This window comes from Cytobacillus sp. (assembly GCF_032154635.1).
Classification (GTDB): Bacteria; Bacillota; Bacilli; order Bacillales; family Cytobacillaceae; genus Cytobacillus.
The window spans coordinates 1-21,800 of record NZ_JALDXW010000018.1; the positions used below are offsets into that span (position 1 = coordinate 1).

Here is a 21,800-nt window from a genome sequence, read left to right on the forward strand (position 1 = left end):
TCAATCCGCATTATTCGACAACAAAAGTCGAAATACTTCTATACTATTATCGACATCTTTTATCGGTTCTTAACCATATAAACAGATTTCAATTAATTGGATAATATTTAATTGAAATCAGTCTTTTACTCTTAAATAAAAAAACTCTCCTTATCTCAGGTTTTAGCTATTCTAAAAACCTATATAATAAGGAGAGTTAATTAATATTAACTTTTTCACATTGTTTCAAGATTCTCTTACATCGAGACATTCAATAGGAGATTATATTAATCCCTAATTCAGTTTCCAAAATTCTTTTCATTTGAACTTTTAACATTGGCAATCCATCACTGTAATTAATCTTTTCATATAAGCAAAATAATCGATTATATGAAGAATAGTCTCCCACATTTTCAATCAACTGAGTATAAAGGCCAAGTGCTTCCTGATATTTATTTTGTCTAGCATATGCATCTCCTAGCAATCCAATCAATTCATAATTTTTATTATTAATTTTTAATTCTTCAGTTATTAAATTTATAGCCACGTTTAAATAACCCTTATTAATTACTGATCTTATTAATTGCACCTTTTTTAGTTCATTTAAATTTAACCTTTTGAACAAGTCTATAAAAACCTTTTTTTCTCCTAGTGTTAATAAATTTACACAAACATCTTTTATAGTTTCAAATAATGTATCCGGTAAACAATTTAATATGTCTTCATTTTTTTCTACTATAGAAGAGATTGCTTTCTTTTCTTTTTTATTAAGATTCATAGCCTTTAATAACTTTTCCAACAAATCTTGATTTTTTTGAACTGTAAGCAATGTAATTATATCACTATAATTACGCTTATCTAATATTTCTTCTTTATTCCAGTATGTATAAGCCTTCTCATATTCATTATTATAAAGGGCTGCAATGGCTAAAACTGAATTATTTACATTTATGTTAAACCCATCAATATATACTTGAAGAAGTTTATTTCTATGCGCATACAAAACACCAGTAAGAATCTCTAACTTCTTAACGTCATTAATTGGGTAAGACTTTACCAAATTTTCTTTTATATCACTTTCAGTAATACCAGCTGATTTTAATACAGAAATATACTGTGAGAGTGCCGGTGGAAAATTTTTATTTAATTTAATCGCAGAAAATGATGATTCTAGGGCTTTAAGAAGATTACCTTGTTTTTGTTGTAATTCAGAAAGTTTTATATAAGCAAAATAGCTGCCAACGCCTTCTATAGATTGAAAGTTCTCTACCTCACCTAGTTCTAAGCATTTCTCAAATGCCTCTTCAGCAGCTCTATAAAAATTCATGTTTTCAAAAAATAAACCAATTAAATAGTAGAACCCTGTATATTTAGGAAATAATTCAATAGAATCTTTCATTAAAGTAATTCCCTCTTTATTTCTTCCAAGCTGTAACAAACAATCCCCCATTGAATAGAGAAGATACGGTAAATACATTTGATTCTTACTCAATGAGTACGATTTTTTGAATTGCTCTAATGCTTTTAAATACTCTTTACCTACTTTGTATTGAGTACCTAAATTAAAGAGGTTATACCCAGTTGGATTACTTTTAACTTCTTTCTCAAGAATTTTCAAATTCCGTTCAAACTTATTCTTTTGATTAAATACATCATTCTTATAGCCATCATGATGTATGAAAAAGTCTGTAAATGCAACTGAAAGATTGTCAAAATCATCTATATTTAAATGTTCATGAATTTTCCCATAATATTTTAAACCAATGTTGTTTTTAAATAACCTAATAGATTGATGGGTAGAAATATATCCACCATCCATATAATTTTTAAAATTTATTATATAGTAATCTTTCATATCTTTAATTGATTCTTGAAGATTGATATCTTGATCTATATATTCATCTGCATCAAGAACAAGAATATAATCAGATATTGCGTTTTCAATAGAAAAGTTTCGTGCTATGGCAAAATCCTCTTGCCAAGTAAATTTTAATATCTTTGCTCCATATTCTGCTGCAATACTTAAAGTAGAATCCGTTGAACCTGTATCTACAATTATTATTTCATCAACTAAATTGGATACACTATCTAAACATCTTCTTATATAGGTTTCTTCGTCTTTAACAATCATACAAAGTGAAACAGTATTTTTACTCATATTTGCCACCTTTTGTGTTCTGAAGTTTCTATTAAGTATATCGGTAACTTTGGAATAATTTTTAGATTATATATACCATCCACTTATTTCCGTAAACAAAAAAAGGACCTAAGATACTAAGGTCCTTTTTTTATTATGTCTATATTAACGAAGAAGTTGAAGAACTCCTTGTGGCTGTTGGTTAGCTTGAGCAAGCATAGCTTGAGCAGCTTGAGTAAGAATGTTGTTCTTAGTCATAGCCATCATTTCTTTCGCCATGTCTACGTCACGAATACGAGATTCAGCAGCTTGTAAGTTTTCAGAAGTTGTTCCAAGGTTATTGATAGTATGCTCTAGACGATTTTGAACAGCACCAAGGTTTGAACGGTTTTCTGAAACTGTGTTAATTGCTTTTTGGATAATGTCTAAGTTTCCTTTTGCAATGCTATTTAACTTTCCATCAACATCTGAAGCAACACCAGATGCTAGATCTTTCAAACCAGTGCCTCCGTTTAGTTGAAGACCTGTAACAGTTGCATCTACTAGTTTTAATGAAATTGTTTCTCCACTATTTGCACCAACTTGGAATGTTAATGAAGAAGTTGTATTTAAGATATTTTTAGTGTTGAATTTTGTTTGATCAGCAATTGCACCAATTTGTTCAGTTAATTGAGTGATCTCTTTTTGAATTTTAGATGTATCAGAAGTTGTTAATGTTTCGTTAGCTGCTTTAGTAGTTAATTCAGCCATACGTTGAAGCATTGCATGAGTTTCGTTTAATGCACCTTCAGCAGTTTGGATTAAAGAGATTGCATCTTGTGAGTTAGCAGAAGCTTGGTCTAAACCACGGATTTGGTTACGCATTTTTTCAGAGATTGCAAGACCTGCTGCATCGTCAGCTGCGCGGTTGATGCGGTATCCTGAAGATAATTTCTCCATAGATTTAGAAGATGCGTTGTTGTTGTAAGTTAATTGACGATGAGTGTTCATCGCTGAAATATTGTGGTTAATTCTCATTTTGAATTTCCTCCTTGAGTTTGAAAGTTCCCACTTCCATGTGGTTAGTTTGACATAGTATTTCGTCGGCCGACTTATTTCCTATGTAACTATTTATTATATCGACAGGGTTCTCGAAGTTTTTACATTTATTTTGTATTTCTTTTAAAAAAATTTTTTTAAGTTGTGACTTCCTTTTAATGCGTTCATATTTTCTTCTTCAATTTTTACCATGATCTCTTTGCGAAGGATTTCTACTTCTTTCGGAGCCTTTATTCCGATTTTCACTTGATCTCCATCAATTTCTAGTATGGTTATTTCTATGTTTTCATTCAGGATAACACTCTCATTTTTTCTTCTTGTGAGAACTAGCATTGTTACCCCTCCCGAACCTTTTGTTTTTTTGTAGTTAATAGGTGCTTTGTATGATATTTATCGGTGTTTAGAATGGCTTGTTTCCCTAAATTTTCTCTTTTATTAATAATAACGGGAGCCTGGAGATTAATGGTAGAAGTAGATAATGAATCCCCAAGTGTTACAATTGAATAAACAATGATATCTGTTTCATCCTTAATCTTCAATTGAGTAATAACGGATTCTTCTAATTCAAATTCATACTCCTTGAAGAAAGAGAAAGGTTCAGCAATAACAAATCCAAGTTCTTCCGTATTTATCGATTGGAGAATGCTAAACGGCGAATTAGATCCTAGTGAAAGGTTAATAAATTCCTTTTCCTCAGGAAACCCAGGAATGCCACTTCCAAAGTAAATGATCTCTTCCTTGCTTACCTCAATTTCTTCGTGATACCTTGTTTTTATTTGCACGATTATTCCCCCACTGTCATTAGATTGTGAAGTCAATATTTAAGGATGGATGCTGCTGCATAAAAACCTCTACATTGCCAGGTGTATATTCATGAATAGGCTTATTGATATGAACCTGAATATTTGGTTTATTTCGATGCCATTCTATTTCGACCTTTGCAGGTGTGTATTCGATTTGTACACTGTCTTGAGAAGGGGTATTGCCTGTATTGAATACGGTCTCGCGATCCATCGATCGTACAGCCTGATCTATCAGCGGCTGCCCGCCATTTTCTATTTTCATTAGCTCATCGCCTTCTTGGACCGTTTTACTAATGTACTCCATTAAGGTTTGATAGCCTAACTGCGCATTTTCCTCATTTCTTTTAAAAACAGATTTTAAGTCTAGGTTTTCTCTTGCTAGCGTTTGATCGATTGTTAGTCTGCCAGGCTGACGATTGATCGTCATTTCAGCAGGCGGCTGCTCTATGCTTAAATCAGCTTGTGGCTGTTCAATTGATTGAGTAGGTTTATTAATATTTAAACCAATTTTACCTGCTTGCGATTCTATACGAATTTGTGGTATTTGCATATTATTCTCTCCCTAAAAAGAAAAGCTATCTATATAGATAGCTTTATTTTTATCTTAAGAAGTCAACTAAACTTGGTTGAATAATACTCGAACCAACGCTTAGTGCCGCTCTATGAATACTTTGCTGGATTTGCAGGTTTAAAATGACTTTTTCTACATCAATATCTTCATTTTCAGACATCGTCTTTGTTGCAATGATTTCCTGTGAATCTAAGCGGTTTTGAATCATATCTACACGATTCATTGATGCACCAATACTAGATCTAGCTGATGTAACTGTATTTAAATGACCTTGAAATGCATCTATAAACTTTCCTAAGTCTGGGTCATTACCGTTTTTCAGCTCATCCTGCAAAGCTTTAAGATCCACAAACATTCCATTTGTTCCATCACCAAATACATTTGATCCTAAATAATTCACTTGTAGCTGAATGCCTGCAGAAACTTCAATGTTAACAGCTTCATTATTATAATTCGTTGTTATGGTAGTCCCATCATATTTAACAGGGGCATTATAAATATCCGTTCCATTAAATATATATTTTCCAGAAATTTTTGTATTTGCAACGGAAACAAGCTGCTTCTTAATTTCCTCAATCTCATCATCGATTTTTTTTCTATCGTCATCAGTGACTGTTCCAGTATTTGCTTGAGTGATTAGTTCACTTAACCGATGAATCGATGAACCCGCTTTCTCAAGTGCGTCTTCTGTATTTTCCAGCCACACATTTACCTCAGACATATTTTTTTGGTATTGTGACACATCATTTACACTTGTTCTGTAGGTAATGCCTTTAAAAACCACGACTGGGTCATCAGAAGGTCTGGAAATTTTCTTTTGAGAACTTAGCTGTTCCTGGTACTTACCAAGTTTATGGTAGCTGTTTGTTAAGCTCCTCAGCATATTATTTGTAAGCATCGATTGTGTTACACGCATTTATTTATCCCTACCTTCCGACAGTGCCCATGCCATTAATGATTTTGTCCAACATTTCGTCTAGAACTGTAATATTTCTCGCTGATGCATTATAAGCATGCTGAAATCTAATTAAGTTTGACATCTCCTCATCGAGTGAAACGCCTGAAACAGATTGCCGCTGTCTATCCACTGAATCTAAAAGGGTTAATGTATTATTCGTTAAGGTATTCGCTTCTCGTGTTTTTACACCAAGAGATGTAATAAGCCCACCATAAAAGGATTTTATATTGCCTGTCATCTTCAAATTAGTTTGAGTATAATCCTTTAAATCAATATCATTACCTGTAATAGGATCCTTGATCACCGCTACAAATTCAGAAAGGTCTTTTCTTAGCACATCCGCTAATTTATAAGCATTATCTCCATTCCCTTTTCCATTTGTATCTATTAATGATGCGGCAATTTCATTTGGATCGGAGATTGCTACTGAAATTTTGCTAGCTGCCCCTTTATAATCGGAAAGATCTTGGAAGAAATCCTTGTTATCATTTCCATTTAGATCAAATCCAGTTCTATGAATAGCATTGTACTCCTTAACTAAAGCAAAAGCTAACTTATCAAGCTGATCGACCATATCAGGATATGTACCTACTTGTTTCCCGCTTTTATCTACGTATCCATAGGCCTCTATGTCTGATCTTAGGGCTCCTTTTGAGAAATCCTCTACTTTTACCGGTGAGCCATTTCCAATGGATAAGGATTCAACATACCCGTCATTATTCATTTTGTAGGATATCTTATTTGGTTCCCCGCCAATTGTATTCTTATCAACTAACGTCCCCATGCTTTTCCCTGAATGATCAAGAATTTCTATTTTATACGTTCCCTCAGCAATTGGTGAAGGCATGCCTCCACTTTGCTGATTGGTCACTTTAATATTCACTAATTGTGAAAGCTCATCCACTAGGCGGTCTCTTTCATCGTATAAGTCATTCGGTAAATCACCATGAGGTTCTACTTGACCGATTTGCTTATTAATTTCATTGATCTGATAAGCCAACGTATTAATTTTATCAACGTTCACACTAATGCTCTGCTTTAAATCGTTACGAATCGAATTAAGTGTTGTTGAGAGGTAATTAAACGTATCTGCCATCGCATTTCCTTGTGCTAAGACACTTTCTCTCGCACCACTTACATTAGGGTTCGTACCTAATGTTTGCAGTGAATTCCAGAAATTATCCATTGCAGCTGATAGTCCTTCTGATGTAGGTTCGTTCATCACATCTTCCATACGAGTCAGCGCATCAGATCTTGCCCCATAATAGCCTAATTGATTGCTTTCGCTTCTATATCTAGCATCAATAAAACTATCACGTATTCTCTGAATACTGCCTGCTTCTACCCCTGTACCCATTTGTCCGGGCATATACGGACGATTAATTCCGTTACCCGGATAGGGAATAGTCGGCTGAAAATTAACCCGTTGTCTAGAAAATCCCGGTGTATTCGCATTTGAAATATTATGTCCCGTTATGTATAAAGCGCTTTGCTGGGTGAACATGCCGCGGCGGGCTGTTTCAAGTCCCATAAAAGTCGGACGCATAATTGTTCCTCCGTTCTATTATGCTTTCGAATTAAACATCCCTTGGGCGTTTTTTTCGGAAGTCTTTTTTGTTTTTTTAGGTGGTCCATAATTTATATTTTCTGGCTGTGGCCGCAATAAGCTCATCGAAACATTGACGAATTGCAGAGAATTATGGATAAGCTGCTGATTGAGATTGTTTTGTTCTTTTAAATGATGGACTTGTTGGACGAGTTCATTTGTAACGTCTTTTATCTTGTCCTGTTCAGCAGGTGCAAGGCTATCTAGACAATCCGAAACTGTCGGTTGATCCATATGTGGCGCTAGCACCTTTGCAGCCTTCTGGCGTTCTTTCTCCATTCGATCAATGGCTGATATATGGGTTTGTTCATCTTTTAATAATTGGTTTAGGGCATCCATGTCCCCAGTTTTAATAATTTCAGTTTTTCTCACCGCAAGCTCATAAAGGCTACTGTGAAGCTTACAGAGCTTTTCCAAGGATGCAATTAGTAAATCGGCGGACATGTCATCCCCTCCCATCTTTATTTTTTATAGAAATTAAGGATGCTTTTCGCTACCTCGTTTGGGTTGATCTTGTAGTTGCCGTTCTCTACTTGGATTTTCAGTTCATCCACCTTTGCTTGGCGGTTGACGGCATATTGGGAGACTTGCTGCATTTCTTTTGCTGTCGTTGAAATTTCGATTTTATCCGTTGCGTTTGCTGTTGTTTTTGCTGCATTATCTAGTTTATTCATTTGGCGTTTGTATGGGTTTACACCTGAGGTGCCAAAGTTATTGATTTTCATTCATATCCCTCACTTTCATGCCGAGCGAATTTCTATATAGTTATTATCGGTAAAAATATAAAGTTTTTAAATATTATTTTTAGGTTAACAGAAATTACTTCTAATTGCCTATTGAAAGGAATGTTCCTTTATTCAATTTGTGCCTACTTAATATAAGCACAATTAATTAAAAAACCTGAAAGACACGCGGCAAATATTGATTCGCTTAATGAATCAATATTCTTCGCATATCCAACAGGTCAGTATCCATTTGCTATTTTCTGCCCTTAATCTTCTCATCCATCGCAAAATATGTTGCATTCTTTTCTCTTCTCTCAATTTCCAATCTTCGTTCTTCTTCCATTGCAAAAATATCAAGCTCTTTTCGAAGAACTTCCGCACAGCTATCACAAAGCTTTCCAGTACGTATAATCGCTCCACATTTGTCACAAGGATATCCGAGGTTCGGAAATTGAGTTAATTTGAGGCGGCCTGTTTTGATGAATTTTAAGATGAGTTCTTCTTCTACTTCTGTCGCACTTACGACTTGTTCCATTGTTGCAGCACGGTTTTCACGTTTACGGATGAATTGGTAGACGGTTTCGTATGCCTTTTCTTCCTCTTTCCAGCAATTTTGGCAAATATCACGGAATTGCGTTTTTACAAATATTTCATTACAGTTTGGACAGTTTGTCAGTTCAGACACGCTGGCTCCTCCTTATTATCTTTAAGATCTCTTTTTCCACAATTATAGACTGAATGCCGGAAATTGGGAAATGGCAGATTTCTGAAATATTTTTACCCTCTTGCTATCGTGAGCGAGGTTACTGATTTTGCGCCTGCTTCTTTAAGTACTTTCGCGGCATGCCTAAGTGTAGATCCTGTAGTATATATATCGTCAATGAGGAGGATTTTTTCATTCGGAATGTTTATCTTTATTTGAAAAACTTGTGGAAGATGAATTCGTTCGGAACGGGATTTCTTTGATTGTTTTTCTGAATGGGTTCTAGTGAGAAGTTGGTTTGGCTGATGGCCGCTGGCAGCTATTAGAGCTTCTGATTGATTGAATCCTCGTTCATAGAGGCGTTCTTCACTTAATGGAATGGGAACGATTAGATTAAAAGTGAGCAATTGGAGCTTTCTCTTGATAAGTGGCGCAAATACATAGGCCAGCATATAATCTCCACGGTATTTGAATTTGGCGATTACTTCTTTTGCAAAATCGTTGTAATAGATAAGCGAATCGTTTCTCTCTAACGTCCCCCTCCATTCATCATCCTTCTCCCAGCGAATGCAATCCAGACATTGGTCCCCCACCCTATATTGAGGTGCTAAATTTGTTAATGGCCGATTGCATTTCTGACAGGCTTCTCCTTCGATTTTTTCGAACTTTGCATAGCATTCTGAACACATACCGTTCGAGTTTTCTTTTGAAAATAACGTATTCCAGCCCATTTGAGGCATCATTTCTGCAAAACAAACAAGACAATGTTCAATAGTCAATCAATCCTTTCTTTCGGGCTTCTTCATTCATTTTTAAGATTTGATTTTTAGCGCGAATCATTGCAGTTGTTTTTCCATAATGAAAAAAGGCAATCTCGCCGCTTGGAGCCTGTGCACTTCTTCCTACACGTCCAGCCATTTGGACAAGGGCACTTTCGGTAAAAATACGATCTTCGGCACCTAGCACAGCAACATCAATGTTTGCAAAAGTAACCCCTCTTTCTAAAATGGTTGTCGTGAGCAGCATGGGGATTTCTTTGTTCCGCATCGCCATTACTTTTTCCTTCCGATTTGGGTCTTCTGCATGGACGGATTTTATTTTCGGATGGAGTGATTGGAGGAGCGGAAGAATTTTTTCCATTTTATCGATTTTCGGAATGAACAGGAGGCATTGCTTGTTGGCATCTAGTCGCTTTTTGATCCACTGAAGGATGATTGGAGGTAACTTATTCTTTTTGAGCCCCTTTTCCCAGTTGCCGCACCATTGAAATTGCGGCACAGGTAATGGATGGCGATGGTAGCGAGCGGGAATCGTAACGAAGTCTTTTTTTCCTTGCAGGCATTCTTTTTGCCATTTTTCATTCGGAGTTGCAGTAAGGCAGATCATGGAGGATGCCTGCTTACGCGCTTGGCGGACAGCATACTGGAGGGTTTCCTCTACAGAATAGGGAAAGGCATCTACTTCATCGAGAATAACGGTATCAAAGGCATGATAGAAGCGAAGAAGCTGATGTGTTGTCGTGATGGTCAAAGGCGCATTCAAATGACGGTCTTCACTGCCGCCGTATAGGGAAGCCATTTGGATGTTCGGAAAGGCATTTTTTAGACGAGGAGTTAGTTCAAGCACCACATCCGTTCTCGGTGTTGCAAGGCATACTTTTTTTCCTGAAATGAGTGCAGCATCAATGCCCTGAAAGAGCACTTCCGTTTTCCCAGCTCCGCACACAGCCCATACGAGGAGCTCTTTATTTTCAGTAATCGCCTGTACAACTCGTTCAGCGGCTGTTCGCTGCCCGTCAGATAAGGAGCCGTTCCAGGAAAGCTGAGGACTATTGGCATCAGCCTGTGGCAAGGGACCCGTCCAGCTAAGTAATGGCGTGCATGTGCTGACCCTCCCCATCATGATGCATTTACGGCAATACTGGCATTCCTCCCCACAGCGTGCACAAGGAAAATGACCGAAAAAATGTTTATCATTGTTGCCACAACGGATACAGCTACGTTTATTTTTTTCTAAAGAGATTCCTTTCCGGTAAACGAGATAGCCGCTTTCGTAGTGTTCTTGGAGCTCTTCAAGGGGAAAGGGAAGGTTCTCAAGTAAAAGTTGCTTTCCAGCTAATTGCTGTTGAAGGTCTTTATTGTAGGGATAATTCGGGTTCGTTGGCTGAATAGGGATATGTTCAATAAAAGAGATTGGGGATGTTTTTTCAGGAGAGGAAAGAAGTTTGATGGGAAGAAGTTTCGAATGGACTATGGCAAATCGCAAAGAATCACCTCGGTAGTTTAAGAGGCACCCGGAGCGATCCGAATACCTCTTTTATTTATTTTACTTGTTTGACTTATAGCGGGGATATTTTCATTGATACTACTTTTGATCAGGTTCGGGAACGTTTAATCCGCTTTCTTCTTCACCCAGCCTAGTCCCATCGAACCCTCGCCAAGGTGAGTACCGATAACTGGACCGAAGTAGCTGATCATAAATTCAACATTTGAAAATTGCGCTTCAAGCTCGGCTTTCCATTCGTTAGCTTCCTCTTCCCGGTTCGCATGAATAATTGCTGCCCGGTAAGGTTCGCCGCTTTTTGCGTCTTCTTCAAGCAATTCGACGATCCGTTTCATTGCTTTTTTGCGTGTGCGGATTTTTTCAAATGGGACAATAACTTTCTGTTCAAAATGAAGTAGCGGTTTGACTTGGAGCAAGCTGCCGATGAGTGCTTGGGCACTTGAAAGGCGACCGCCGCGCTGTAAATGTGATAGGTCATCGACCATGAAATAAGCGCGAATGGACTGCTTCATTTCATCCAGCCGGTTTATTATTTCCTGCGGTGATTTTCCAGTTGCAGCCATTTCCGCTGACTCCAGCACATAAAAGCCTTGCACCATACAGCTGATTTCAGAATCAAATGGATAGACCTCAATTCCTTTCACCATACCGCCAGCTGTAACAGCCCCCTGAAATGTGCCGCTAATCCCGCTTGATAAATGAATGCTGATGACTGCATCATATTCTTTCGATAGCTTTTCAAAAAGCTCAACAAACTGCCCAACAGGCGGCTGTGAGGTCGTCGGAAGCTCTTTATGCTTTACTTCTTCATAAAAATCTGAAGCGCTTATATCGATCTCTTCCTGATAGGTTTCATTTCCAAAAATAACACTAAGCGGAATCATATATATATCTAATTTTTCCCGTAGTTCCTTCGGGATATAGGCTGTACTATCCGTTACTACTGCCGTTTTCATATTTGGGATACCATCCTTATTTATTTTCTATTTCCCATTTTATATGAAATTGAAAGGAAATGCATTAAATTTGGGGCATTAGGCTGAATACAAGCATTTCTTCCAATAGTAGAAAACTTTAATTTCACCTTGAATATGCTATTAAATCATCTGGGGGAATGAAACGAACATTTTAGGAGGGTTAGAATGAAGACGTACTAGAGGGGTTAATTCAATTGTTTTTCATAATAAATATCCAAGCCTCTTTTATTAATTTCGTATAAAAGAAATTCAATAAATTCTGATTCAAGATCATTTGCAACAGCTTTATAGTACGTTTCGACTAACAATAAATCTGGCAGCTTCTCTAAACTAGACATATTTACTCACTCCTTATTGGATATACTTCCATTTTGGTTAATAATACCTGGTTTGTAAATAGGTATAAAGCAAGTTTCATGAATTAGACATTTCCTCTTGATTCGAGGTAGGGCATTGTCGGCATGCTGGTATGAACATTATGTACAAAAGGAACTATGCGAAAATACATCATTTAAACTCACTAATCGGCCAAATCCAATAAAAAGAGCTGTTGCTTCTATGCAACAGCTCTTTGCCAAAAAAGTATTATCTTACTTCTACCCAGCCATTTTTTATCGCGACAACTACCGCTTGTGTGCGGTCGTTTACATTCATTTTTTGCAAAATATTGCTGACATGGTTTTTAACCGTTTTTTCACTAATAAAGATCGCTTCCCCAATTCCGCGATTGCTTTTTCCGTCTGCTAGAAGCTGAAGCACTTCGCATTCACGGCGGGTAAGCAGATGAAGCGGACGGCGAATTTCTACGCGCGGCAAGTGGGATTGGCCTTGTCCTGATTCCTCTAACGCAAGTCTGCGGTATTCATTGACAAGATTATGGGTTACCTTTGGATGTAAGTATGAACCGCCATCTGCTACTACTTTGACAGCCTCAATTAGCGCATCTGCATCCATTTCCTTAAGCAAATAGCCACTTGCACCTGTCTTCAATGCATGTGATACATAGTTTTCATCATCATGAATGGAAAGTATAATCACCTTTGACTCAGGGAATTTCTCAATTAACTGACGTGTGGCTTCTACTCCATTTATAGTCGGCATATTAATATCCATAATAATTACATCTGGATGGTGCTGTTCAACGATGGAAACCGCTTCACTTCCATCATCCCCCTCAGCTACTACCTCAAATGATTTTTCAAAATCTAAAATGCGTTTTACGCCTTCTCTAAATAATTGGTGGTCATCAATTATGACAATCTTCGTAGTCATTTCTACCCCTCCTACATTCTTTTATCTATAATCATTGCTTATTTATTTTCATTTAGCGAAACCTACGTTTTTTACAAATCGCTTACCTCATCTTTTATTATCTGGGTCACAAATGATAGGAACCTGAATGAGAACAACCGTCCCCTTTCCTATTTTTGAATCAATGGAAAGCTCGCCTTCTAATAGCTCTACTCTTTCTCTCATGCCGATCAAGCCAAATGAATTTGTCTTTTTCTGAGAAGTATCAAAGCCGATTCCATCATCTTTAATTACAGCAGAAACCTTCGACTGATCGATTTCAAGCTTGACTATGATTTCAGATGGCTGGGCGTGCTTAATCGCATTCTGAACAGACTCTTGGACGAGACGAAAAAGTGCCACTTCATAATTTGCTGGGAGTCTCTTTTCTTCTTTAAGATTTGCAAAAACAATTTTTGTTTTCTTATGATATTCTTCGGTTGTCTGCAAGTATTTTTTGAGGGTAGGAACTAACCCTAAATCGTCAAGAGCCATTGGGCGCAGGTCATATATAATCCTTCGCACCTCATATAGTGCATTTCGGACCATTTTCTTCAGGTCGCGAATTTCCTTAAACGCTTCATTGCTTCCTCTTTCCCGATACACCCGTTCAATTAAATCCGAACGCATCATGACATTTGCCATCATTTGTGCAGGACCGTCATGGATTTCCCTCGATACACGTTTTCGCTCTTCCTCTTGCGCTGCGATAATTTTCAACCCAAAGTCTTGTTTCATCTTGGCATCCTCGAGCATTTCTCCCACTTGCTGAAGATCGCTTGTTAAATAGTTCATTACAACTGTAATCTGAGAAATGAGATGCTCGGCACGCTCAATCGTTTCTTGCAAGCCAATAAGTCTTCTCTCAATATCATCACGCCGATCCCGGAGCTGCTTCTCTAATTGCTGGTTCATAGAGTAATTCATTTGCAGCTGATGAGCTCTTTCATATGCATCGCGAACTTCCGCTTCCGTATAATCCTTAAAATGCATGCTGACTTCAGAAAGACGTTTTCGCGCAAAACGCGTTTGAACCTCAAGCCTGTCCCCTTCGCTTATGGTCTTTGCGACTTGTTCCTTCATTTCTTTAAGCTCATCACTTAAAGTCATATGGTCCTTGCGGCATTGCTCACCGATACGAAAGATTTCATTCTTGCTGACGTCAACCGTGTCTATCATTTTTTCCAATATTAAATCAAGCGTTTTAATATCAAGTTTCTTTCTTTTACTCATTAATTAGCCTCCAATCGAAAAGCATACCGCTTAGCGACCTATGGACTGTATAGCTTATAAGAAAATCACAAGAGCCTTGCTAAGCACCGTATGGACTGGACCGCCCTCGCTGGATAAAGGCAACACGAAGAGCGAGAGCACGTTCATGCTTGACTTAACATAAGAGGGGAAGAGAAACCCAATAGGCGCTAGGCTGCTTTCGTAAACATTTTTCATATTCGAAAAATGTTAAACTTCTCATTCTGTGAAAAAAACTTATGTACTGTAAATGCTATAAACAAAATTTTTCCACTAATCCCTTTTATTCTAGCTTGAAACGGCCAGTTATACTATCTCTGAACACTTAAAAATAGGTGCAAAAGGGCAAAATTCGGTAAAAAGACTTAGTATTATGTTTCATACATATGACTTATATCCTATAATATGACCATAATTTATTTTTATTAGCCATCACAGTGAAAATCTTTAGAGACGGTTTCCACCATTTGAATATTGATATTATAACACGGAGATTTTTTTACAATATTAAAGTTTCATTACATTCAGCTTATAATTGAAGTTTGACAACTTGTCGAATTATAATGAAGAAAGGCGAAAACACCTTGATCATTATCGTACAAACTGGAGAGCCTCATTCTTTCATTAAAGGAAACACGGTTGGCGTAAGCGAACCGATGTTGACACAATCGTTGCGGGGATGCCTGAAGTTTGATAGACGCTAGACCATTCTCCAATAAAATATTTTTTTAACGGAATTAGATTGGAAAGGAGCGGTTATATGCTGCCCCGTTACTATACTGTAAAAGGTTACGGAGAACATGAAATCATCATCCAAAAATCACGATTTATCGCTTATGTCGAAAGAGCGGAATCGGAAGAAGAAGCACAAGCATTTATTCAAAAAATAAAAAAGCAAAATTGGGATGCCACACATAATTGCTCTGCCTATTTGATCGGAGAAAATGACCAGATTCAAAAAGCAAATGATGACGGCGAACCGAGTGGCACTGCTGGTGTTCCGATCCTTGAAGTATTAAAGAAAAAGCAATTAAAAGATACTGTCGTAGTCATCACTCGTTATTTCGGTGGAATTAAGCTTGGAGCCGGCGGCCTTATCCGCGCATACGGAAAATCCACCTCTGAAGGAATCGATGCAATAGGAGTTGTTGAGAGAAAGCTGATGCGTGTCATGCATACGAAGGTCGATTATACTTGGCTTGGAAAGCTCGAAAACGAATTGCGCTCCTCCGTCTATGCACTTAAGGAAATCCATTATTTAGATACTGTTGAAATCGAAACATTTGTGGAGGAAGAGAAAACAGCTGCCTTTGTAGAATGGATGACTGAGCTAACGAATGGACAGGGAGAAATTACAGAAGGTGCCTTATTATATTTGGAAGAAGATGTGGAAAAATAATTATATTTACGATTACTGATAAATTCGGTAAAATTAACTATTGATTTACTGGAAATTAATAAAGCCACTGCCATATATGTCTTTTTTAATGAAGCAAATAAACGTACACAGTATAAAGTCACGAAAGTTATTTTACTATTAAAACAAAAAGTGGGGATAAAATGTCTAACCTTAGGTCACAAAGGAGAAAAAGCAAGAAGAAGCGTTTTTGGCGCAGCTTTGTCCTTTTAATCGTGCTCCTTTTAGTTGGTGGAGGATCGTATTTTGCATTTGATATTGCCTACCACGCAAAGAAGGCTACTGATAGTATTTACCAAGAAATTGATCGTGAAAAGGTAGAAAATCATCGAACAGAAGAGGTTCAGATTACGAAAGAGCCCTTTAATATCTTATTATTAGGAATTGAAGAACAAGGGGGCGGACAACGTTCTGACGTGCTGCTGCTCGTAACAGTTAATCCAATTACTGAAGAAGTTTCCATGTTAAGCATTCCTCGTGACACACGAATTATGGTTCCGGCAGCAGGAAAGAAAACAAAAATTACTGAGTCCTTTAGCTACGGCGGCGTTGAATCAACGATTGAAACGATTGATGAATTGCTCGATGTACCTATTGATTATTATATTACGACAAACTTTGAAGGTTTTGAAGATATCGTTGATACACTTGGCGGAGTGGAAGTAAATGTTCCATTTACATTTAAATCACAGCTTACAGGCAGTTTAAAGTGGAAAACTTTTCACGAAGGGCCAATGGAACTAAACGGGAATGAAGCACTTGCTTATGTAAGAATGAGAAAAAAGGACCCTCAAGGGGATAAAGGACGAAACGAAAGGCAGAAGGAAGTAATCAAGGCTATTATTGATAAAGGGACATCCTTCGGCACGATTACTAAAATTAACGATATATTAGGTGACTTAGGAGAGAATGTCAAAACAAACATTCCCCCATCTAAATTTGCAAATTTCATTAAACTTTATACAAAAATAAAAAATACAGAAATTCAGAACCTTACTCTAGAAGGGGAAGACGAATACATTAATGGAATTTATTATTATATTCCTGATGATGAATCCCTTAAAGAATTAAGCACTGTCCTAAACGATAGTTTAACTAACACGAAAAAAACGGAAGTAACTTCCTCCCAAAACGCCTATTCAGAGGAAACAACTGATGATAGTGATGAATACTAGATTCATAGAATTAGAGCCTGTGGCGTATATCATCGCCCACAGGCTTTTTTCTATGTAAAAGGAATTTGTACCCGGCTGATTCTGAGCAAGCCTTTATGTACGAAATCATAACCAGCGCAGGGAAGTGAAGCAGACCGACATTTACATACTTGGTTGTGAGCAGATCCTCATGATTATTTTTTGACCGAAATAAACGGAATATCCCTCGATATTTGCTGCATTTTATATTTTTCTAATAATAAATGACTATATTTAGTATTTATAGTTGGAACATTTGACAAAGTTCGCTAGAATAAGATACGGAAATAAAATTTTGTCGACGGAGGGAAAAATATTGAAAAAACTGATTGCTTCTTCTGTTCTTGCTACTGCTGCTCTCTTTCCTGCCATCGTACAAGCAGAAAGCCTAGATACACCGGCAAGTACGGTAGTAGACCAATTAAAACAAACGAACAGCAGCTTGATTCAAACAGGTAAGAACGCTTTGATTACCGAAAATAATGTCAATGTTAGAAAAGGGGCCACTACCTCCTATCAGGTAGTTACAAAACTTTCAAAAGATACTGTAGTTAAAGTGATTGATAGCTTTACAAATAGCACAGGTGAACTTTGGTATCGAATTGAGGTTGGCACATTAAAAGGATGGGTAATCCAAGATTATGTTGCACCATCCAATGATGAGAAGCCTGCTCCACCAAGTACAGAAGTCAAAACGGTCTATGCTGCGAAAGCTCCAGTTAGAAAGGGAGCTACAAGTTCATACAGCATCGTCTCATATGTCTATCAGAATCAAAAAGTAACGATCATTGATACGTTTAAGAATGCAGCTGGAGAAACATGGTACCGTGCTGATTTTGGATCCTTAAAAGGCTGGATTCATGCGGATGCCTTTGATTCAACTGCTAACCCGCCAAGTCCTCCTGGGTCTGAAATAACTGATCTCCCCGATATTGGCAGCTATGTTTATAGCGGACAAAATGGACTGGATGTTAGAAAAGGCGCTACCACCTCATACGCATCCGTTTACAAGCTTTCATTAAATCAGAAAGTAAAGGTTATTGATCATTTTACTCACGCCGATGGCACAGCATGGCTCCGAGTGGAAGTGAATGCCTCATTAAAGGGTTGGGTTCCTGCAGATACAGTTAGTACATCTGAGTCATTGAATCTTGATTTATATGTAACTGCAGATGTTGCTAATTTGAGAGGTGGTCCATCCACAAGCTATCCAGTTATGGATCAGGCAACAAAAGGAACGCTATTAAAAGCCGTTAAATCTGAAAAGGGTTCAGATGGACACTTATGGTATCAAGTACTTACAAGCTCCAATCAATTAGTTTGGATTAGTGAAACAATTGTTTCAACACAGTCTACTTCTAATTCTTATGCGGTTGGTTCCAAATACATAGTAGGAGCCGCTAATATCAATTTGCGCTCTGGGGCATCTACACAATATAAAGTTGCAGAAGTACTAAAAAAAGGGACAACGATAACTATACTAGGTGAATTCAAGAATTCCCTTGGTCAGCAATGGTTCAATATTCAGAGCTCATCTGGCAAAAAAGGCTGGGTTATAAGCTCTGATATGACTTCTTTCCAATTAGTATCTAAGAAGCTATTATCTCCAACAGTTACAACGTCGGGCGGAGATCAATACTTAACCTGGAAAAAAGCGAGCAATTTCACCATTTCTTACACAACTCTATCTTCCAATCGTCTAAAACTGACAGGAGGATTAACAGATGTTGAACTGCCTACTGGGAAAATACCCGGAATTCAATCCGTTGAAACCTTTGCATCAGGTGCTGAGAAATCAGTCGTTATCACTTTTGAGCCAGGATACACTTTTACAATGAGAAATTATAGTGACAAGCTATCTATTAAAATTGTTCCATTCGGTTTGAAAGGGAAGACAATTATTGTCGATGCCGGTCATGGCGGCAAAGATCCTGGTGCAGTAGGTCCATCTGGATTAAAAGAAAAGGATGTTGTTCTAGCAACAGCATTAGCACTTAAAGAGGAAATTGAAAAATTCGGAGCAACGGTTATCCTTACTCGTAGTACAGATGTTTTTCTAGAGTTATCTGAGCGAACTGCAATATCCAATAAATCAAATGGTGATGCTTTCATCAGCGTTCATGCTGATTCCTTCTCAGCTACATCAAATGGGTCAACAACTTATTATACTTCTTCGGTGAACTTTAACGGTCCACGAAGTAAAACACTAGGAACTGCCGTTCAAAAAAATATGATATCCTCTTTAAGCACGTATAATCGAGGTGTTTTGGAAAAAAACTTACACGTAAACCGTATGAATGAACTGCCAAGTATTCTAGTAGAACTTGCCTTCATTTCAAATCCGAATGAAGAAAAATTGTTAAATTCTAGCGACTTCCGTAAAAAGGCAGCCGTTGGTATAACAAAAGGATTAGAGGAATACTTTAACAATTTCTAAATACTTGTAATCTATTTTCGATAACGAATATTTATGCTAATCTACTATAGGAATATAAATTTGGGTAATTTTTAAAAGTTACCCAAATTTTTTTTCATGGATGAATGTCTCATTTTTCAGAGTTATCCTTTTTGGGGACTACTAGTTATTGTTTTTTTACATAAAAGGAGGAAAAAAGATGAATCGATCAAAAAAATTAATGGCAGCAGGTGTGTTAACACTAGGACTCGGAGCGGGTGCGGTTATTTCTACTCCGCAAGTGATGAAGGCTTCAAGTAACGTTGTATTAGCAAGTGTGGATTGGGTGACTTCTCAATTAAATCCAATGAAAACGAAAATTTCCGAGCTAGAATCAAAGATTTCCTCGCAGCAGCAGGAAATAAACAATCTGAAAGCGCAAATTTCTCAGCCGGGAACAACACCACCACCCGTTACTCCACCAGTTACTGGAGAACTGCCATCAGCTGTTTATGCAAAAGGAACCGTTAACATTCATTCTGGTGCAACAAAAGAGTATAAAATAGTCGCTACTAGACCAAGTGGCACATCCTTAAAGGTAATTGATTCTCATAAATCGGCCACAGGTCTATGGTACCGCGTAGAGCTTTCTTCTACGTTAAAAGGATGGGTATTCTCAGGAGATGTTACTGTCGATAAGCCAGCAAATGCAGAGAAAACAGTTGTGACAATTGGAGATGTAAATTTGCGTAAAGGAGCGACGACAAGCTATGCATCCATCCAAGTAATTCCAAAAGGGACAACGTTAAAATACATTTCCTCCTTCACAAATGCTGCTGGCGAAGTTTGGCATAATGTTCAAACAGCTGCTGGAATCAAAGGATGGGTAATTGGCAGTCTTAGCGAGGTGAAATAAATTGAAGAAGTTTATTTCCATTTTTGCTAGTCTTCTATTACTGCTCGTCTATTTACCAACTGAATCCAAAGCAGCTGAACTAGTAAACTATCCAAACAAAGTGAATGTATCCATTCTTTTAAATGCAAATGTGACTATTTCTTTAAACGGCTCTTATCAGCTGAGCAATAAAGATACTGGAAATGTGACTCAAGTTCCGCCAAACACGACGATTAGTGTTAAAAAGGACAGCGCTGGGGTCACTGTAAGCTACACAGGTTTTACTGAAAGTTCTACTAAAGGTTTTGATGTTCAGGAGCAGGTTAGCAGCGGCCAGTCTCTAGCAAGAGTAAGCAATGGAGTCACTTATCGGGGCAGTTTCTTTTTAAAGCCAAACGGCAGTAAAATCGAGGTTATTAATATCCTGGATATGGAAGACTATTTAAAAGGTGTTGTCCCAAGTGAAATGCCTGCTTCCTGGCATAAAGAGGCTTTAAAGGCTCAAGCCATTTCTGCTCGTAGCTATGCGGCCAATTCAATCATGCTGACAACAACTGCTGCAAGCCAGGTATACCGCGGGTATTCAGGAGAGGATGCCAGAACGAATGCTGCGATTAAAGACACGGAGGGACTTTTAGTCAAATATAATGGCAAACCGATTCAAACCTTTTTCTTTTCAACAAGCGGAGGCAGAACGGCAAATGTTGGGGATGTATGGAATTCTAGACAATCCGATTTTCCTTATTTAGTATCTGTTGAAGATCCATATGAAAACTCTCCATATAGCAGCTGGAGTGAAACATTTACTGCTGCACAAGTCTTAAAATCATTCGGATTTGCTGAAACAGCTCAAATCTATGATATTACTTTAGCTAAAACAGGTGCAAATGGCGAGGTTCGCGGAGTTACATTGAAGACTTCTGCTGGAGATAAAACAGTTACTGGAAATGAAGCAGTGATTCGTAAACTATTCCCTCTTCCAAATGCAAACCTTTATAATCAATTATATTCAAACTGGTTTGATATTCAGGTAAATGGTTCACCAACGGAGCTATCCGTTCAAACAGCGAATGGTACTGAAACGATTAAAGATTTGAAAGGGCAAAAAGTACAAACTGCAAATGGTGAGGTCAGCCTTTCAGATTCAAAAGTATCGATTCAAACAGCTGGTGGTGTTGTTTCCAATGAAGGCGGGACAGGCATTACTTCTGTTACACTAAACGGAAAAGGCTGGGGCCACCGAATTGGCATGAGCCAATACGGTGCACGAGGCTATGCAGAAAAAGGCTGGACAGCCGAGCAAATCCTTACCCATTACTTCCAAGGAACAACCATTTCAAAATAGTATTAAAAGCGCTTGGATTGATCTGAATTGCTCCCCATAGTTAGACATGATTTAACTATAGGAGGTACATTTCATTGATCTCTAAGCGTTTTTTTTTCTTTGAAGTCGGTTTTCCTTGCCCATGCTTTATCGAAAAATGAATGTACTTTTTAGTTATCGTACTTTTGCCTTTCTTGGGTTTATACCGGTGCTTTGGTTACCGTTTCCTCTCTTTTTCACTTTTGTCGGGCATCA

General features: G+C 37.7%; 21 protein-coding genes. 5 read left to right on the forward strand and 16 right to left on the reverse strand.

The genetic code is table 11. The annotated features are described in order from the left end of the window. Positions 1–250: 250 nt before the first annotated feature. The 16 genes from RUH74_RS13725 to RUH74_RS13800 form a co-directional block, all read right to left on the reverse strand. Positions 251–2,137, reverse strand: coding sequence for a glycosyltransferase (locus RUH74_RS13725; RefSeq protein WP_313800880.1), 1,887 nt, complete (start codon positions 2,135–2,137; stop codon positions 251–253). A gap of 144 nt (positions 2,138–2,281) precedes the next feature. Continuing rightward, positions 2,282–3,133, reverse strand: coding sequence for a flagellin N-terminal helical domain-containing protein (locus RUH74_RS13730; RefSeq protein ID WP_313800881.1), 852 nt, complete (start codon positions 3,131–3,133; stop codon positions 2,282–2,284). A gap of 144 nt (positions 3,134–3,277) precedes the next feature. Further along, a complete protein-coding gene (gene csrA, locus RUH74_RS13735; RefSeq protein WP_313800882.1) occupies positions 3,278–3,487 on the reverse strand; it encodes a carbon storage regulator CsrA in 210 nt (69 codons plus the stop codon). A 2-nt stretch (positions 3,488–3,489) separates the two neighbouring features. Continuing rightward, entirely contained in the window at positions 3,490–3,936 is a 447-nt protein-coding gene (gene fliW / locus RUH74_RS13740; protein ID WP_313800883.1) for a flagellar assembly protein FliW, read from the reverse strand. Between the two features lie 19 nt (positions 3,937–3,955). Then, a complete protein-coding gene (locus RUH74_RS13745) occupies positions 3,956–4,507 on the reverse strand; it encodes a DUF6470 family protein (protein ID WP_313800884.1) in 552 nt (183 codons plus the stop codon). Between the two features lie 49 nt (positions 4,508–4,556). Further along, a complete protein-coding gene (gene flgL, locus RUH74_RS13750) occupies positions 4,557–5,444 on the reverse strand; it encodes a flagellar hook-associated protein FlgL (protein WP_313800885.1) in 888 nt (295 codons plus the stop codon). Between the two features lie 10 nt (positions 5,445–5,454). Then, positions 5,455–7,032 carry a flagellar hook-associated protein FlgK gene (flgK, locus tag RUH74_RS13755; protein WP_313800886.1) on the reverse strand — a complete coding sequence of 526 codons (1,578 nt, stop codon included), beginning with the start codon at positions 7,030–7,032 and terminating at the stop codon, positions 5,455–5,457. A gap of 18 nt (positions 7,033–7,050) precedes the next feature. After that, positions 7,051–7,536, reverse strand: a complete 486-nt coding sequence (locus RUH74_RS13760; protein WP_313800887.1) for a flagellar protein FlgN — start codon at positions 7,534–7,536, stop codon at positions 7,051–7,053. Positions 7,537–7,553: 17 nt separating this feature from the next. Further along, positions 7,554–7,817, reverse strand: a complete 264-nt coding sequence (gene flgM, locus RUH74_RS13765; protein ID WP_313800888.1) for a flagellar biosynthesis anti-sigma factor FlgM — start codon at positions 7,815–7,817, stop codon at positions 7,554–7,556. Between the two features lie 253 nt (positions 7,818–8,070). Then, a complete protein-coding gene (locus RUH74_RS13770) occupies positions 8,071–8,502 on the reverse strand; it encodes a TIGR03826 family flagellar region protein (RefSeq protein ID WP_313800889.1) in 432 nt (143 codons plus the stop codon). A gap of 92 nt (positions 8,503–8,594) precedes the next feature. Further along, positions 8,595–9,299, reverse strand: a complete 705-nt coding sequence (locus RUH74_RS13775; protein WP_313800890.1) for a ComF family protein — start codon at positions 9,297–9,299, stop codon at positions 8,595–8,597. Continuing rightward, positions 9,289–10,785 carry an ATP-dependent helicase ComFA gene (locus tag RUH74_RS13780; RefSeq protein WP_313800891.1) on the reverse strand — a complete coding sequence of 499 codons (1,497 nt, stop codon included), beginning with the start codon at positions 10,783–10,785 and terminating at the stop codon, positions 9,289–9,291. The genes RUH74_RS13775 and RUH74_RS13780 overlap by 11 nt, the downstream gene beginning before the upstream one ends. Positions 10,786–10,910: 125 nt before the next feature. Then, entirely contained in the window at positions 10,911–11,759 is an 849-nt protein-coding gene (locus RUH74_RS13785; protein ID WP_313800892.1) for a DegV family protein, read from the reverse strand. A 206-nt stretch (positions 11,760–11,965) separates the two neighbouring features. Further along, on the reverse strand, positions 11,966–12,118 hold the full coding sequence (gene sda / locus RUH74_RS13790) for a sporulation histidine kinase inhibitor Sda (RefSeq protein ID WP_313800893.1): 153 nt from the start codon (positions 12,116–12,118) through the stop codon (positions 11,966–11,968). A 247-nt stretch (positions 12,119–12,365) separates the two neighbouring features. Beyond that, positions 12,366–13,052, reverse strand: coding sequence for a response regulator (locus tag RUH74_RS13795; protein WP_313800894.1), 687 nt, complete (start codon positions 13,050–13,052; stop codon positions 12,366–12,368). Positions 13,053–13,139: 87 nt separating this feature from the next. After that, positions 13,140–14,303: a sensor histidine kinase gene (locus RUH74_RS13800; protein WP_313800895.1), complete on the reverse strand. Its 1,164-nt coding sequence runs from the start codon at positions 14,301–14,303 to the stop codon at positions 13,140–13,142. 778 nt (positions 14,304–15,081) lie between these two features. Between RUH74_RS13800 and RUH74_RS13805 the strand changes: the two genes are divergently transcribed. The 5 genes from RUH74_RS13805 (at position 15,082) to RUH74_RS13825 (ending at position 21,566) form a co-directional block, all read left to right on the forward strand. Then, positions 15,082–15,720, forward strand: coding sequence for a YigZ family protein (locus RUH74_RS13805; protein WP_313800897.1), 639 nt, complete (start codon positions 15,082–15,084; stop codon positions 15,718–15,720). Between the two features lie 161 nt (positions 15,721–15,881). Further along, positions 15,882–16,913 carry an LCP family protein gene (locus RUH74_RS13810; RefSeq protein ID WP_313800899.1) on the forward strand — a complete coding sequence of 344 codons (1,032 nt, stop codon included), beginning with the start codon at positions 15,882–15,884 and terminating at the stop codon, positions 16,911–16,913. A gap of 334 nt (positions 16,914–17,247) precedes the next feature. Next, positions 17,248–19,368: an SH3 domain-containing protein gene (locus RUH74_RS13815; protein ID WP_313800901.1), complete on the forward strand. Its 2,121-nt coding sequence runs from the start codon at positions 17,248–17,250 to the stop codon at positions 19,366–19,368. Positions 19,369–19,546: 178 nt separating this feature from the next. Then, on the forward strand, positions 19,547–20,242 hold the full coding sequence (locus tag RUH74_RS13820) for an SH3 domain-containing protein (RefSeq protein ID WP_313800903.1): 696 nt from the start codon (positions 19,547–19,549) through the stop codon (positions 20,240–20,242). 1 nt (position 20,243) lies between these two features. Then, entirely contained in the window at positions 20,244–21,566 is a 1,323-nt protein-coding gene (locus tag RUH74_RS13825) for a SpoIID/LytB domain-containing protein (protein WP_313800905.1), read from the forward strand. Positions 21,567–21,800 lie beyond the last annotated feature (234 nt).